This window comes from Streptomyces sp. NPDC021622 (assembly GCF_040640795.1).
Classification (GTDB): Bacteria; Actinomycetota; Actinomycetes; order Streptomycetales; family Streptomycetaceae; genus Streptomyces.
This window is the reverse complement of sequence record NZ_JBFACK010000011.1, coordinates 297,031-312,283: the sequence shown is the minus strand read 5'-3', so window position 1 is coordinate 312,283 and position 15,253 is coordinate 297,031. Positions and strand designations below refer to the sequence as shown.

The following is a 15,253-nucleotide window of genomic DNA, read 5'->3' as shown; positions in this document are numbered from 1 at the left end:
AAAGGACTCGCCCACCCAACCGCGTGATCGAGAGAGAGCCCGATGAAGAACCTTCAGCGTGTCCTGGCCACCCTCGCCACCACCGTCCTGCTCACGGCGGGCGCCGCCGCGCTGGCGGCACCCGCCCATGCCGACACCCACATTGACGTGCTGGGGCTGGTCGGTGCGGACACGAACGGCACCATCGACGTGTCCCTGGGAGGCTCGACCATCGTCTCGGTCCCGAACCTCCTCGCCCCCGTCGTCTGACGACCGTCCTGACGAATCCAGGATCTTGCGGGGGATGTTGTCGCCTGCTCCCTAAGGGATGTCCGATGGGTCATGCGCGATCCACGGGCCACCCCTGAGTCACTCACGAGGCCTCGAACACCTAACCCCGCCGGGTTTCGCTGGGCTGGGCCGACCGCTCTTCGAGGAGGATTCCGGGTTCAACATCGAGGAGTTCGGCGGGTGGCCGGGGCCGATGGTCAAGCATGCGCTGGAGGCGTTGCGGCCGGGTGGGTTGACTCATCTTGCGGACCGCACAAGGAGATGGGTGTGCCGGTGCGCGAGCGCCGCCGTGTAAGTGGACACCTCCGGGGAACGCCGCGTGTCCACCGATGACATGAGGCAACCAGAAACCATCGCAGCTGAGACCGTGCGTGAGTCTGGAGTGCGGGCGTGGTCTGACCTCAGGTCGATCTCTGTTTCCCAGGGAGCCTCAATGAGGCTGTCCGCGCTGCCCGTCGCCGAGCAAGACCGGTTCTTCGCTGAGTGGCGAAAGACTTCGGTTGTTGCAGCCTTGGACGCTTGACTCGCTCAGGAGCGATCATTACTGCGGTGATATCACTCCGTAAATGAGGAGCTGGGCAATTCTCTGGCATGGTGGTCGTCCGCCGCCTCGGTGGGGCCCGATGCAAGACGCGGGTGGCCTGTGGCAGGCGGGCGATCCTTTCGTCTATGGGAGATCGCGTTGATGCCCCAATTCGCTGTCTTGCGAAAGGTCCCAGCCATGCCGCACTGCCCGCGCTCCGAGTTGCCCTACGCGTTCAAGGTTCCGGCCTCCGTCGAGGAGGTGCCCCTTGCGCGGCGGCAGGTAGTTGCGCGTGCGCGGAGGATCGGCCTGGTCATGGATGAGGAGGTGGCGGGCGAGGTGGAGCTGATGGCGTGTGAGGTGATCACGAATGCCATCGTGCACACTGGTGCGCTGTGCGTCGTATGCGTGCGCCGAGTCGGGGCGCGGCTCCGCGTCGAGGTCACTGATGTCGAGTCCGCCAGCCCAGCCCCGGCGAGTACCGGGGCAGATGACGAGAACGGTCGGGGGCTGCTTCTGGTCAGAGCACTGGCAGATGCCTGGGGGACGATTCCTGACCGCGCGGGAAAGAGGGTGTGGTTCGAGCGGAAGCTCGGGCTGACGCCCTGCCCTTCCATGGCCGACACGCCCTGCTCATCTGTAAGTCCGGCTGCCGGTCGCCTGTCGTGCCGGGTGTCACGTGGCCCGCGGGCGGATGCCGTTCGATCGGGCTCGTCGAGCCGAGCGTGCCGGCAGCTTCTCGCAGCAGCCTGAGGCTCCTCACTCGCGGCTTCCTCAGTGCATGCGCGGCGACGCCACAGCACGCAACAGGCAGCGCGCCCTTAGCCGTGCACTCGCCATTCTGAATTCCCCCGCCATGGTACAGATCACGCCATCACCCCTAGCTGCGTTGCACCTGCTACGCCTCGCGGGAGAGCATGTTCGGTACGCTACGGGGCGTGAGGGGCGCATGTGCCCACTGTGAGAACGGGCCACAATGCGTACGCAGTTCGCGATGCCAATGTGATCGACATATTCGGGGGTGGGTTCGTGAAGTTTGACATGGGAGACACGACTCTCGCGGTGCTGGGGAAGAACACCGTGGGGTCCAGCGACGATCTCGGGACGCTGATCAGCCTGCTGGTCCAGGCGGCGGAGCCGCTGGAGGGCAAGTTCAACGGGGCGGGCAAGGCGACCTTCGACTCGTTCAAGTTGCGGGCGGACGAGATCACTTCGGATCTGAACGGGGCACTGTCCTCGATCCTGGGCGGGCAGGCGGGCATGGACACCGCGTTCGGCTCCGGTGACCAGGAGCAGTCCGACAACGCCCACCAGAACATGGGTGCGGCGAACTTCGACGGCGCCCGCTTCTCCGGCTGATTTCGAGTCGGCCGACTCGCACACCAAACGTTTCGTACGCAGGGGGAACTTCGCCATGGCTGGAAACCAGGACCGCCGCTCCTACGACACCGGCGCCTCGTCGGACGTGCAGGGCGGCCTGCAGATCATCATCGGTCAGCTGGAGCGGGTGCTCGGCGACCGCGACCGCGCGGTGAAGGCCGCGATGGCCGACTACCAGGCCGACGGCGTGTCAGACGACTACCACGGCAAGGAAGTCCGCTGGAACAAGGCGGCCAACGAGGTACGGGAGATCATCCGCCTCGTGCGCACCACACTGGAGCAGAACGACGGCACCGCGCAGTCGACCCTGGCGCGGGCGCGGGCCGCGGTCGACAACATCGGCTGACCGACACAGCACGAATCAGCCGGGCTGAATTACGGGGATCAGTAGGGGGTTTGGCATGCCTGCGTGGGACATTTCACCGTCCGGGGTGGATTCAGTGACGTCGTTGGTGGGGCTGGCGATGGACGACTTGGCCAAGGACGTCAAGGCGTACGGGACCGACGTCAAGAGCGCGGCCACCTCGGCCGGCACCATCAGCTCGGGGTACTGCGGGGACGTGCCCGTCGGGCCGATCGGCGTGGCGCTGGCGCTGTTCGTGGACAAGTCCGCGGAGGATGCTCTCTTCCCCGGCGCTCGGGCCGCGAAGTCGGTGAACGGAGCGATCGAGGCGACCAACCACTACGTGCACGGGGACCTGGAGCAAGCCGCGACCGCACAGCGCAATGCGGAGAAGGCCCCGGACATGAAGGCCATTCTCGCCGACGCCCGCAAGAAGGGCGCCGACAAGTGAAGATGATCGAGCCGGGTGGCATACCGCAGTTCATCGGTGACTTCGAGCAACTGGACAAGGACGTCTCCGCGCTGCGCAGCGACGCCATCGGGATCCGCAACGGCGGGGCCGATGTGCACTCCCGGTTCCAGATGTTGGGGGCCTACTACACCGCGCCGGAGGCCGACGATCTATTCGCCTCCACCCAGCCGGTGATGGACAGGGCCGACACCTTCGCCGCGGATCTGGAGACGGTGGCCGACGCCCTTGACACCTTCTCCAGCGAGGCGCGCCCGCTGGCCAAGCGCCTTCAGACGCTGGAGGCCGATGCCAGGAAGTTCGTCGCCAGCGTCGAGGGCGACGACGACTGGCACTACGACGACGAAAAGACCGACCGTAACAACGAGCTCGTGGACGACGTCGCCGTCACCAAGACCGCCTTCGAAGCGGCCGAGCGCCGGGCCGCGACCAAGATCTCGGCGATCGTGAACGGCCCGAAGTTCATCGAGGACGACGGCAGTCACAAGGCGACGAAAAAAACCGTGATGTACGGCTACGACGCCGGCCTCCTCAAGCAGGCCAAGGAAACGCCCTGGGGCAGCCACGTCAGCGAGTCCATCCACGCGTGGGAGATCCACCGGCACGTCAAGCACTACGTCTGGGACGGCTTCATCGTCGGTGGTGGCGGTGCCACCCTCGAGGGCCTGGGCCACTTGGTCGGCATCGGGGGCTCGGCCGGGGAGGCCTGGAGCAACCTCGGGGACGTCGTCGCAGGCGCTGGTCAGTACATCGCGACCCCCCTGGACTGGGTCATGGACCAGACCATGTTCGCGGACAAGGACGGCGCCGACGTCAAGCGGCAGAAGACGGCCGCCCGTGAGTTCGCCAAGGCCATGGTCGCCTGGGACCAGTGGGAGGAGCACCCCGTCCAGGCCGCGGGGACCGCCACCTTCAACATCCTCACGCTGGGCGCCGGTCCGCTGGGGGTCGTCGCCAAGGGAGGAAAGGCCGGCGCGGCATCAAAGGCCGCCGGCGTCGCGGCGAAGATCGGCACCTACGCCGACCCGCTTTCCGCCGGGCTCACGGTGGGCGGCAAGGCCTTCAGCAAGCTGCCCAGCGTCGCCGACCTCACTGCCCGCGTCCGGACTGGTACCGACGCCGCGCCCGAGCTGCGGCGCGTACACACCGACCTCAAGTTCGACGGCTCCAGGGTCCGCGTCGAGGACGGCAAGTTCATCCGGGTCGACGCCGAGGGCAAGCCCATCAGGGAGACGGCTCCGATCGAGCGGTCCGCCGCCGAGCGGACAGCTCCTGCGGAAGTGCCCGAACCTGCGCTTGTGGGTGCCGGAGAGCGAGCCCCCAGCGCCAGCGTCCACGCCGGTGAACGTCTTCCGCCGCAGGCCAGCCATGAGCCTCCTGCTGGCAGAGGTGAAGCAGGCTCTCCACAAGCCAACGGCCACAGCGAGGTTGGAGGCTCGGCCGGGGCCCGGGGCAACGACGGGTCCAGTTCGAGCAGCTCCACCGGTCACGCGGTATCCGGCGGCTCGGAGCATGGCCCCGTAACGCGTCCTGGTGAGTCGGGCGGCGGTCGGGACGATCTATCTTCAGCCGGCGACGACGCAACCGGGGACGGCACGCCCAGGCCTGACGGCAATACCCCGTTGCAGCCCGGCCCTGTTAAGCGCCCCAGCTTCATGCGGGAGGGCCCCAACCCCTACCGGCCTGGCCTCACTCTGGAGCAGATCGAGGAGATCCAGGTCTACCGGGCCAACCACGAACCGGGATACTTCGAAAAGTACTATAAGGGCGGCCAACACCTCGGCAATCGAAGGGGCCTGGAACTCACGGACGAGAGCGGGTTCACCCCACCCCAGCTGACCCGGCTCGCGGATGATGCCCCATTTATCCGCTCCAAGGACGTTCCTGATCCCCCCAAACCCCATTACCTCGACCCTGATTACATCAAATTTGGTCCAGAAACCGTCAAGAGCCAGCACAGGCTCAACATTCTCGACGACGCTGCAGGGGCTCGCCACCACGCCATACAGTGGGACAACCTCGCGAAAGACTGGAAGGAAGGAACAGGCAAGGCCCACGAGGAAAACAGCACAGTCGAGTCACAAGCACTCTGGGGGGAAGCCAAGGGGACGTACAAGGAATCTCATACCCAGATGAGGGACCTAGCCGAAGAATTTGGCGAGCAGGCCGCCCGGCATCACTTCATCGCCGAGCGTTATAAAGGCTTCGAAGAGCAGCCCCTTCTCGGGCCGAAGAATGGAAATGATCAGTTTGATCAAGTGTGGGTACACAAGGATGGTCGAGTAGTTGTCGTCGAGGCCAAGAGTAGTACTGATACGGAACTTGGCCACCGCGACCTCCCGGACAACGGCGGCAGGGTTTCTCAGGGGAGCCGGGAATACTTCCTCGACATCTTCCGACTCATGAAGAAACGCGGGGAAGTCGAGGTCGTGGCCGCCATCGAAAAAGCCATAGCCTCGGAGAAGCTAGAATATGTCGTCGTTCATGGAGAGAAGAACGCTGGGACGTACACTGGCCTCCAGTATCGGTACTTCGATATCAGCAAGGGAACCCTTCCGTGACCGAAAATATGGCCCGGCATGACCTGTCGGCAGGACCTGACGCCGAGCAGTTGGCCGAGCGCCTCAGCACACACTTGGCGAACGGCATCGATCAACTTGCCGACTCCGCTGGTTCCGCGAGCTTGATCGACTCACATTTCGACACCGGGCTTCTGGTATTGCGCGCTCGCTGTGTCGTCGATCCACGTGCGGCGGCACTGGAAACGTGGGAGGCCACGGTCAATGCGATGCAACTGGGATCAGCCTTGTTCGCCATGACGGCGCCGGGCGGGGCACCCGTCGAGTGCCGCATCAACCGGAAGATGCGGACGCTTCCAGCCGTGGGCCCGATGCCAACTGCCGATGCGGGTTCTTGGCTGACGGCGTTCTGGCTGGCCGTCATCTGCCGTGATCAGCCACGCATGACGCAGTTGTGCGAGATCCCTCTCGAGCGACTGCGTGCACGCGAGGGAAAGTACGACGAGTACATCTATCACTGGGTAGACACCCTGCAGACATACTGGCTGCGTCGGCCTGGGCTGGTGGAGAAACTCACCGCTACGTTCCAGGCGTCGGATCCTGCCGTCGCGCGACTCGCCCCGCGAGACCTCCTCGATGGCCTGCTTTACCCGCCGATCAACCTCTTCTACCACTTCGTGCGCAAGGATGAGGAGGGATTCAGCCCCGCCCTACTGGAAGCCTTGAAGCTGCACAAGACCTACTGGACGCTGAACGAGGATCGGGAAGCAGACATTGATGGAAGCGTCGCCCTGGGACCTCTGGCTATCGCCTGCCTAGCCTACGACGGGGGAATTCCGATTGGCGTCGAGTCGGAGTACTTGCCGAAGCATCTGCTACAGCGCGGCTGGTTGGGCGAGTTCCCCACGTAACGCCGGTTGACCGTCGGTGTCTTCCTCATGGATTTCCCGCTGACGGAGCCGCAGTTGCGCTCAATTCGGCGATCCAAAAATGGACTTGCCCAAGATGCCCACAGCGCACGTGCACTGCCAACTCGATTAATAGAAGTGGAAGACTTTGGCAGCCCAGGACTACGACAGTCAGTTGCTGGAGTCGGTGTCGGTACGACGCCGACGGCTGCGTGATGCGTTGTTGTTCGGTGCGCAGCGGCAACGGCGCACGGTGGATGAGCGGTTGGGGAAAGTCTTCGCTGGGGTGGTGATTGCGGCGGTGTTGTGTGCCGGGTGTGTGGGGTGGTCGTTCATTTCGAACCGGCTGATCGGCAAGAGCCCCTACAGCACCTCCGTGCCTCCTTCCCCGCCGTCGGCTACCTCCCCCTCGCCCTCCGTAAGCCCTTCTTCTCGATGATAGGTTCGAACGCGTGATATCTGCGGGGCCGTTGAGCCGCACGAGCGGTACGAGTCGTACGGCCTTGAGCCGGGTCACCCTGGTCGGAGAGCGACGGCGAGTGGATCTCGTGCTTCCCTCGCAGGAGCCCGTCGGGCTGCTGCTCCCTGAAGTGTTGCGGCTGCTCGACGATCAAGCCGCCGGTCGGCCCATGCTGCGGCATCTGGTCACCGCGGACGGATCGGCCCTGGCCCACGACAGCACCCTGGAGTCCGCCGGGATATCGGACGGCGCCGTGCTGCGGCTGGTGCAGGCCGAGGATGCGCCCTCGGCGCCTGTCGTGCATGACGTCACCGATGAGGCCGCCGATGATCTGGATGTGAGGGCCTGGCGATGGCGGCCCGCGACTCGGCGGGTGGTGGCCGGTCTTGCCACCGTGGTGTGGGCTCTCGTCGCGGGAGTGTTGGCCCGCGGTGAGTTCGAGCTGTCCTCCGTGGGCAATGCACTGCTCGGCGTCGGTGCCGTATCGGCTCTCGTCGGCGCCCTGTTGGGGCGGGCCGGGCGGCTGGGGCTGGCCGCCGCGTTGATCGTGACGGCCGGGTCCCTGGGCGTGCTGGGCGGCTGGACGCTCGCCGATACCTACGCCTGGTCCGGGGCGGTACGGCTCACGGGCGTTGCCGTGAGCGTGGGGGTGGCGCTCCTGTTGCTGGGATGGTTCTCCCCGCTGGGGCGCGGCGCGTTGATCGGCGCCGGGGCCCTCTTGGGGTGCCTCGTGGCGTGGGAGGCAGCCGTTGCGCTGCAGGGCGGCGCTGGGACGGCGGCTGAGCAGGCCCGGGTGGGTTCCTTGCTCGCTGTCGTGTCGGTGGTGGTGCTTGGTGTCCTGCCACGGCTTGCGCTGATGGCCTCCGGTCTTTCGGGGCTGGATGACCGGCGTTCGGGCGGGTCGTCGGTGAGCCGGTATCGCGTGGGTGCGGCGCTGAGCGCCACCCATCGTGGACTGGCCGTTGCCACCGTCGTGTTGGCCGTTTCGGCGGCCGGCGCCGGGGTGATGGTGCTCAAGGAGCCGACCGTGTGGACCGTGCTCCTCGCCTCGGTCACTGCGGTCGTGCTCGCGCTGCGGGCGCGGGCCTTCCCACTGGTCGCCGAGGTCGTCGCGTTGTTCGCCGCTGCCGCGGTCGTCGTCGTCGCGTTGGTCGGTGTCTGGTTGGAGCGGTCGGCCGGCGGTGGGCCGCTGGCCCTGCTGGGCGGGCTCGCAGTGGTTCCTCTCGTGGTGCTTGCGGTGCAGCCCGCCGAGCATGTGCGGGTGCGGCTTCGGCGGGCCGGAGATGTCCTGGAGTCGGTCGGCGTGATCGCGCTGCTGCCGCTGGTCATCGGGGTGTTCGGTGTGTACGGGCGACTGCTCGACACCTTCGCGTAGGGGTGCGGCATGGCTCAGGAAGACGACTGGCAGCGGAACGTGTTGAGGGACCTCGGGGCGAGCCCGAGCCCCGAGGTCGAGCCGACCGCCGTGCTCCGCAGGGCGGAGAGTGAGGCCCCCGTGGATCCACGGCCGGTTCCTCAGCCGACGGCTCCCGCCCGTCCCGTACGCAGCAGCGCCCGTGATCCCCGCCTTCCGCTGCCCACCCCGGAGTCCGTGCCGACGGTCGATCCGCGCCTGGCCCGCGCTCTCGGCAGCCCGCAGCACGGCGACTCCGCGGTCCGGCGCACCGGACGCTCGCTGCGCAAGCTGACCGCGTCGGCCGGCCAGGAAGTCGCCGAGCAGACCCGACTCGCCCGTGAGGTACAGCAACCGGTCACCACCGGCCGTGTCATCGCAGTCACTTCCATTCGCGGCGGAGTGGGCAAGTCCACCGTCTCCGCGCTCCTGGCACGGACGTTCAACCATTTCCGGCACGACCCCGTCCTGGCCCTGGAGGCCGACGCCGCGCTCGGCACCCTGCCGGTGCGCCTGGGCGCGGAGTCGGTGCGCTGGGCGTGCGCGGACCTGGCCCCCATCCTCAGCCCGGCCATGCAACTCACCGACGTCACCGGCTATCTGGTGCCGGTCACCGACGGCGGCTGGCTGCTGCCCGCGAGCCAAGGACGTGTCGGCGCCCCGCTCGACGTACCCACCTATCGCACCGTCACCCTTGCGCTGCGCCGCTACTTCGCCGTGACGGTGGTCGACTGCGAGACGCTGCCCGGCGAGGTGGCCCGCACCGCGATGGACACCGCCCACGCGCGCGTGGTGGTCGCCCCGATGACCGCCGAGGGCGTCGGCGGCACCCGCGTGGTCCTTAACTGGCTGGCCCAGCTGCCGCACTCTGCCCTGGCCACCACCGTGGTCGCCCTCTCCGCCAACTCCCCCGACACGACGCTCGACCTGAAGACGGCCGCCGCGCATCTGCGCGAGACCGGGGTGGCCGTGGTGCCCCTGCCCTACGACCGTCATCTGGCCCAAGGAGGCCCCATCCACACCGGCATGCTCGGCCAGAACTCCCGCGACGCCGCCGTCCAGCTGGCCGCCGAGGCGATGGGGCGGGCGGTGCGGGTGCGATGACCCATCGCCTCATCCACCGCCCCGCCCGCTCCACCCGGCCCCTCTCGGCCGCCCCGGAGCGCACCATCGAGCCGCCGCCCAACCTGCCCGAGGGCAAGATGGGCAACGCCGCCACCGCCCTGCTCCCCATGGCCGGCGTCATGGGCTCGGTCGTCATGATGACCGTCATCCGCAACAGCCAGTTCGCCGCCGTCGGCGCGATCGTCCTCGTCTTCGCCCTGCTCGGCGCGGTCGCCCTCTTCCTCTCCCAGCGCGGCAAGGCCCAGCGCACCCGCCGTACGCAGCGCGAGCGGTATCTCGAGTACGTCGAGGAACAGCGCGACGAACTGGGCGCCGTCGAGCGGGAGTTGCGGCGACAGGCACGGGTCCTCAATCCGCCACCCGCGGCGTTGTACGACCTGGTGCGCGACCCGGCCAGGCTGTGGGAGCGGCGCCGTCTGGACGCGGACTTCCTGCGGGTGCGGCTCGGCACGGGCGACGTACCCGTGCAGGAGCTCACCATCGGGCAGAACTCGGGCAGTGGCGTGCTGACCCCGCCCGACCCGTTCATGCTCAACGAGGCCCGGGCGTTGCAGCACCGGTTCACCACCGCCACCGACTTCCCGCTGATGGCGCCGCTGGACCGGGCGGGCAACGTCAGCATCATCGGCGACCGGGACGGCGTCCTGCGCGTCGCCCGTGCCCTGCTGATCCAGACAGCGGTGACGCACGCCCCCGACGACGTCGCCCTCGCCCTCGGTGTACCCGGCGAGCACCTGGACGAGTGGGAATGGGCCAAGTGGCTGCCGCACATCCTCGACCCCCAGCAGGACGACGGACCGGTCGCGGCCCGGCGCATCGCGCCGAGCCTGGCCGCGCTCGCCCGGCAGTGCGCCCCGGACCTGCGCCGCCGCTCCTCCTACGCCGCCGAAGTACGCCGCGGCCTGTCCGACCGCAACGCCCTGCGGATGAACGACCGGCTCCTGGTCGTCAGCGACTGCCACGGGAACACGGCCACCGAACTCCCCCGCCCCGACACGGCTGTCGACCTCACCGGCATGGGAGTGACCGTGCTCCACCTGCTCGAACAGCAGCTCCACGAACCGGACCAGGTGAGCGTCCGGATCACCGTCGACGGCGACCAGGTGAGTGTCGAAGACCTGCGTGCTCCCGACGCGCAGCCCGGGCACGGCACCGCAGACGCGATGAGCATCGCGGGCGCCGAGGGCCTGGCCCGCCTACTCGCCCCGCTGCGCCTTTCGGCCGAGTCCGCCGCCGAGGGCACCCCCATCTCCGGGCCCGTCGACTTCCCCACCCTCCTCGGCATCGACGACCCGGCCGCCCTCGACCTCGACAGGCTGTGGGCGCCACGTAGCGAGCGCGACTTCCTGCGTGTTCCCATCGGCCTCAACGACCGTCACGAGCCAGTCCTGTTGGACCTCAAGGAGTCCTCCGAGCTGGGCATGGGCCCGCACGGACTGTGCGTCGGCGCGACCGGCTCCGGCAAGAGCGAACTCCTCCGCACCCTCGTCCTGGCCCTGACCGCCACCCACTCCCCCGAGGACCTGGCGCTCGTCCTGGTCGACTACAAGGGCGGCGCCACCTTCGCCCCCTTCACCGAACTCCCGCACGTCGCCGGGGTCATCACCAACCTCGAGAACCAGGCCGGACTCGTCGAACGCGTCCACACCAGCCTGGCCGGCGAGGTCAAACGCCGCCAGCAGGTCCTCAAGGACGCGGGCAACGTCGCCGACATCGGCCACTACGCCGCCCTGCGCGCCAAGCAGCCCGACCTGGAACCGCTGCCCCACCTCTTCGTCGTCATCGACGAATTCGGCGAACTCCTCACCGCCAAACCCGACTTCATCGACCTGTTCCTGTCCATCGGGCGCATCGGCCGCTCCATCGGCGTCCACCTGCTGCTGTCCAGCCAGCGCATCGAATCCGGCAAACTCAAGGGCCTGGAGACCTACCTCTCCTACCGGCTCGGCCTGCGCACCTTCTCCGCCGACGAGTCGCGCACCGTCCTGGACACCACCGACGCCTTCCAACTGCCGCCACTGCCGGGCTTCGGCTACCTCAAGGTCGACACATCGACGTACGAACGCTTCAAGGCCGGCTACGTCTCCGGCGCCCACCGAGGCCCAACCCGCCACGACCAGACCGACGACGAACCCCTCGCCTGGCCCTACCCCACCTTCAATACCGGCCAGGACCCCGAGACCGACACCCCGGAAGAACCCTCCATGCGGGAGCGGGAGACCGGCCCGACCGTCCTCTCGACCATGGTCGACCAACTGGCCACCGCCGCACCGCCGGTGCGCCGCATCTGGCTGCCCCCGCTGCCCGACGCCCTCACCCTCGACCAGGCCGCCGGGCCCGTCCAGGCCTCCGAACACGGGCTGCACCTCGCCCAGCGCGGCGACGACCCGATGCGCGTACCCCTGGGCGTACTCGACGATCCGGCCAAACAGTGGCAGGAGCCCTGGTACCTCGACCTGACCGTCGCCGGCGGGCACACCGCCGTCATCGGCGGCCCGCAGTCCGGCAAGACGACCCTGCTGCGCACCCTCGCACTCTCCCTGGCCCTCACCCACACTCCCGCCGACGTCGCCGTGTACGGCCTGGACCTGGTCGGTGGCGGGCTCTCGGCGCTCGCCGGTCTTCCGCACGTCGGCGGCATCGCCGGACGCGCCGACCATGAACGCGCGGCCCGCACGGTGGCCGAGGTCCGCGCCCAACTCGCCCTGCGTGAGGAACTTTTCCGCGAGTACGGGATCGACTCCGTCGACCAGTTGCGCCGCCTGCGGTCCCAGGGCCAGCTGTCCGAGCTGGGCTCGACCGACATCGTGCTCCTGATCGACGGATTCGGCGCGCTGCGCGACGAGTTCGCCGATCTTGACGACACTGTCGCCGACCTTCTCAAGCGCGGCAGCGGCTACGGCATCCACATCGTGGCGGGCATGCTGCGCTGGAACGACGTACGCATCGCCACCCAGTCCATGTTCGGCAGCCGCGTCGAACTGCGCCTCAACGACCCCTCCGACTCCAGCGTCGACCGCAAGCTCTCCGAGACGCTCTCCCCTGACACGCCGGGACGGGTGCTGACCGACGGCAAGCTCTTCGCGCAGGTGGCGCTGCCCCGCATCGACCATCGCCGCACCACCGGCGACCTCGGCCCCGCCCTGGAAAGCGCCGCACGCACCATCCGCGCCAGCTGGCACGGCGAACTCGCCTCCCCGGTACGGGTGTTGCCGACGTCCCTGCCCGCCGCCAAGCTGCCCTCAGCGATCTCCGAGCCCGCCCGCATCCCGCTCGGCGTCGACCAGGACGCCCTCGCCCCGGCCCACCTCGACCTGTTCGGAGGCGACCAGCACCTGCTGGTCCTGGGCGACAACGAATGCGGCAAGACCAACCTGCTCAAGCTGATCACCCGGCAGCTCATCGACCGCCACAGCGACAAGGACCTGGTCTTCGGCGTCTTCGACCCGCGCCGCGGCCTACGCGGCACCGTCCCCGAGCCCTACCGCGGCGGCTACGCCCACAACGCCAAACTCGCCGCCGCCCTCGCCACCGGCATCGCGAGCGAGCTGGAAAAGCGCCTCCCCGAGACCGCCGACCCGGACACGATCACCGACGGGCCCACCTTCACCGGCCCCCGCATCGTCATCCTCGTCGACGACTACGACATCCTCACCACCGCAGGCCAACAGCCCCTGGCGCCCTTCCTGCCTTACGTCTCCTCCGCCCAGGACATCGGCCTGCACTTCGTCATCACCCGCCGCGTCGCCGGATCCTCCCGCGCCCTGTACGAGCCCTTCCTCACCACCCTGCGCGAAACCGGCACCACCGCCCTGCTCATGACCGGCGACCGCACCGAGGGCCAGCTCTTCCCCGGCCTCTACGCCTCCGCCCAACCCCCCGGCCGCGGCACCCTCATCCACCGCGGACGGCGCCACCAGCTCATCCAGACCGCCCTCGCCACAGAACCGACAGAACCAACAGAGCCGGAAGAGACCCGCCAGCAGTGACCAAGGACGTCATCGCCCTCACCCCCACGATGCCCGACATCAACACCCTGCTCGCCGGCCTCTTCGCGGGCGGCCCCGACCTGGGCATCAACTCCCTGGCCGAGGGCGCCGTCGTCCAGCTCTGCGCGCCGGGCGGCCGCCCGCTGGTCTCCGTCGAAGCGCCCCTTCTGGTCCAGGTCCCCGGCGAGGCACAGCGCCTGCTCGGGGCCGAAGTGGCGGCCCCCAACGAGCCGTTCTGGTGGACCGAGGCCCGCGCCTCCACCGCCGTCGAAGAGGGCGAACGGCTCGCCGGCTCCTTCGCCGGACGCCTGGCCGCCGTGCTCGACGGCATGGTCTGGCCACCGGAGGCCGCCCACACCGAGGTCGTCCCGCTCACGCCCGAGACCGCTACCGCCGCACCGGCGTCCGAAGCGGCACCACCAGCCGTCGACGTCCTCACCGACAAGGCCGCGGTCGTCATCCAGGACCGCCCTGTCGTCGCGATGACCAGCTGGCTCGCCGATGCCCTGGGCACCGCCGCTGCCAGCGACCGCGCCCTGCAGATCGTCACCCCACCCCACACCAGACTCACCCTCCCCACCCGCAACGCCCTGCACGGCCACCCCAACCGCTGGGTGATCCAAGACCCCGACAGTGGCTACTACGACGGCCTCTCCGGCGCTCAACTCCACTGGCAGGACGGCCACTTCACCCCGGCGAGAACCGCGGAGGGAAACGCCCGGATCGCGGAGGCGTTCAAACCCAGGCCCACCCCCGACTCCCCTGGCGCGCAGGGTGAGCGCCAGCTGATCCTCTCCCTCCACACCACGCACCCCGCCGAGGAAGATCTCCTGCTCGGCGGCGCCCTGGAAGCAGCCTGGCTAACCCTCACCGGCACCCCACCGGCCGGATGGTCCACCGCCGAACCCATCGCCCTGCCCTGGTCCCGACGCCAGATGACCGAACTGGCCCGCACCCGCGCCCAGAAGTCCGCCCCTACCTGGCTGACCGCCATCGGCACCCCCGACCGCCCTGCCATCGCGACCACCCACATCACCCACACCCCGGCAGGCATCGAGGAACACATCACCCTCGCCCTCGGCTACGCCACCGACGAAGCCCCACCCCTGGACGCCATCGCCCCGCTAGCCGAGGTCCTCGCCACCGACCACAACCTGACGTCCATGCTCACCACCTTCCGCACCGCCCGCCGAGACCTGACCGTCCCGCCCCGCTTCGAAGCTCCGCCCGTCCCCCTCTCCTTCACCCTCGGCGCAGTCGCCGTGAGCGAGATCGGCCGCACCCACGCCCAGCACACGCAGGGCGGCCCCCGGCCCGCCCAACTCGGCCCCGCATCCCGGCCCACACTCCACTACGCCCTGGGCGACGGCACCGACCCGAGCTCCTGGACCACGCTCCAGCAGCTCACCCAGCACCTGAAGTCCGCATAGCCAACCGTGGCTGTGGCTGGGGCTCTACGGCACACGTGGAGGATCGCGCTGGGTGTGGCCCGTTTTGAGGGGTGCGCCGGATCAGGCTTCGACGGGCTGCCCTAGTAGTGCTTCGTTAGGTTCTGGTTCGGGTGAGTGGTCGGCCGCAGGTGGTGCAGGTCCCGGTCCAGCACCTCAACGGGGATCACTGGGACGATTGGCTCGCCGGAAACTGCCCGGTCCTGCTCATCCGCGGCAGCCGCAGCATGCTCCTCAGCGCCCAGCACGCGAAGGACATGACAGCACGGCGCCTCCGTGCCCAGCTCGTTGAACTCCCGGCCGGGCAAACCGTCCACGAGACCGTCCCAGCCGAGTTCGTTGCAGCCGTCAGAGGATTCCTCGGCGCCTTGTGAGGCAGCGACCGGCTGTTCCGGGGATGTCCCGGCCATGAGTGACCCCGGCCCG

Annotated in this window: 13 protein-coding genes; 12 read left to right on the top strand and 1 reads right to left on the bottom strand. The window is 68.6% G+C overall.

Translation table 11 applies throughout. From position 1 onward, the window contains the following. Positions 1-42 precede the first annotated feature (42 nt). From AB0G47_RS23455 to AB0G47_RS23400, 12 genes are all read left to right on the top strand, one after another. A complete protein-coding gene (locus tag AB0G47_RS23455; RefSeq protein WP_360773124.1) occupies positions 43-249 on the top strand; it encodes a hypothetical protein in 207 nt (68 codons plus the stop codon). 706 nt (positions 250-955) lie between these two features. After that, positions 956-1,546: an ATP-binding protein gene (locus tag AB0G47_RS23450; protein ID WP_360773121.1), complete on the top strand. Its 591-nt coding sequence runs from the start codon at positions 956-958 to the stop codon at positions 1,544-1,546. Between the two features lie 276 nt (positions 1,547-1,822). Beyond that, on the top strand, positions 1,823-2,152 hold the full coding sequence (locus tag AB0G47_RS23445) for a hypothetical protein (RefSeq protein ID WP_135335256.1): 330 nt from the start codon (positions 1,823-1,825) through the stop codon (positions 2,150-2,152). 55 nt (positions 2,153-2,207) lie between these two features. After that, positions 2,208-2,519: a pore-forming ESAT-6 family protein gene (locus AB0G47_RS23440; protein ID WP_351161619.1), complete on the top strand. Its 312-nt coding sequence runs from the start codon at positions 2,208-2,210 to the stop codon at positions 2,517-2,519. 55 nt (positions 2,520-2,574) lie between these two features. Then, the gene (locus tag AB0G47_RS23435) at positions 2,575-2,967 is read left to right on the top strand and encodes a DUF6507 family protein (protein ID WP_360773118.1); all 393 of its coding nucleotides are present in this window, start codon (positions 2,575-2,577) and stop codon (positions 2,965-2,967) included. 2 nt (positions 2,968-2,969) lie between these two features. Continuing rightward, the gene (locus AB0G47_RS23430; RefSeq protein WP_360773227.1) at positions 2,970-5,546 is read left to right on the top strand and encodes a hypothetical protein; all 2,577 of its coding nucleotides are present in this window, start codon (positions 2,970-2,972) and stop codon (positions 5,544-5,546) included. Further along, positions 5,543-6,415 carry an immunity 49 family protein gene (locus AB0G47_RS23425; RefSeq protein ID WP_360773115.1) on the top strand — a complete coding sequence of 291 codons (873 nt, stop codon included), beginning with the start codon at positions 5,543-5,545 and terminating at the stop codon, positions 6,413-6,415. The genes AB0G47_RS23430 and AB0G47_RS23425 overlap by 4 nt, the downstream gene beginning before the upstream one ends. A gap of 145 nt (positions 6,416-6,560) precedes the next feature. After that, positions 6,561-6,851, top strand: a complete 291-nt coding sequence (locus AB0G47_RS23420) for a hypothetical protein (protein WP_351161611.1) — start codon at positions 6,561-6,563, stop codon at positions 6,849-6,851. 31 nt (positions 6,852-6,882) lie between these two features. Beyond that, on the top strand, positions 6,883-8,247 hold the full coding sequence (gene eccD, locus AB0G47_RS23415; protein ID WP_360773224.1) for a type VII secretion integral membrane protein EccD: 1,365 nt from the start codon (positions 6,883-6,885) through the stop codon (positions 8,245-8,247). A 9-nt stretch (positions 8,248-8,256) separates the two neighbouring features. Beyond that, a complete protein-coding gene (locus tag AB0G47_RS23410) occupies positions 8,257-9,369 on the top strand; it encodes a type VII secretion protein (protein ID WP_360773112.1) in 1,113 nt (370 codons plus the stop codon). Further along, positions 9,366-13,379 (top strand): type VII secretion protein EccCa, encoded by a 4,014-nt coding sequence (eccCa, locus tag AB0G47_RS23405; protein WP_360773109.1) that lies wholly within the window; start codon positions 9,366-9,368, stop codon positions 13,377-13,379. Before AB0G47_RS23410 ends, eccCa begins: the two co-directional genes overlap by 4 nt. Continuing rightward, on the top strand, positions 13,376-14,809 hold the full coding sequence (locus AB0G47_RS23400) for a DUF6177 family protein (protein ID WP_360773106.1): 1,434 nt from the start codon (positions 13,376-13,378) through the stop codon (positions 14,807-14,809). The genes eccCa and AB0G47_RS23400 overlap by 4 nt, the downstream gene beginning before the upstream one ends. A 101-nt stretch (positions 14,810-14,910) precedes the next feature. On the opposite strand, the gene AB0G47_RS23395 is transcribed toward AB0G47_RS23400, so the two are convergent. Beyond that, on the bottom strand, positions 14,911-15,237 hold the full coding sequence (locus tag AB0G47_RS23395; RefSeq protein ID WP_360773103.1) for a hypothetical protein: 327 nt from the start codon (positions 15,235-15,237) through the stop codon (positions 14,911-14,913). Positions 15,238-15,253: the final 16 nt, after the last annotated feature.

What these genes read in the sequence shown, in the direction of transcription:
- AB0G47_RS23430 (WP_360773227.1), top strand. Translation starts at nt 2,970, where the DNA reads ATGATCGAGCCGGGTGGCATACCGCAGTTCATCGGTGACTTCGAGCAA.
- AB0G47_RS23435 (WP_360773118.1), top strand. Translation starts at nt 2,575, where the DNA reads ATGCCTGCGTGGGACATTTCACCGTCCGGGGTGGATTCAGTGACGTCG.
- AB0G47_RS23395 (WP_360773103.1), bottom strand. Translation starts at nt 15,237, where the DNA reads ATGGCCGGGACATCCCCGGAACAGCCGGTCGCTGCCTCACAAGGCGCC.
- AB0G47_RS23440 (WP_351161619.1), top strand. Translation starts at nt 2,208, where the DNA reads ATGGCTGGAAACCAGGACCGCCGCTCCTACGACACCGGCGCCTCGTCG.
- eccCa (WP_360773109.1), top strand. Translation starts at nt 9,366, where the DNA reads ATGACCCATCGCCTCATCCACCGCCCCGCCCGCTCCACCCGGCCCCTC.
- AB0G47_RS23455 (WP_360773124.1), top strand. Translation starts at nt 43, where the DNA reads ATGAAGAACCTTCAGCGTGTCCTGGCCACCCTCGCCACCACCGTCCTG.
- AB0G47_RS23410 (WP_360773112.1), top strand. Translation starts at nt 8,257, where the DNA reads ATGGCTCAGGAAGACGACTGGCAGCGGAACGTGTTGAGGGACCTCGGG.
- AB0G47_RS23450 (WP_360773121.1), top strand. Translation starts at nt 956, where the DNA reads ATGCCCCAATTCGCTGTCTTGCGAAAGGTCCCAGCCATGCCGCACTGC.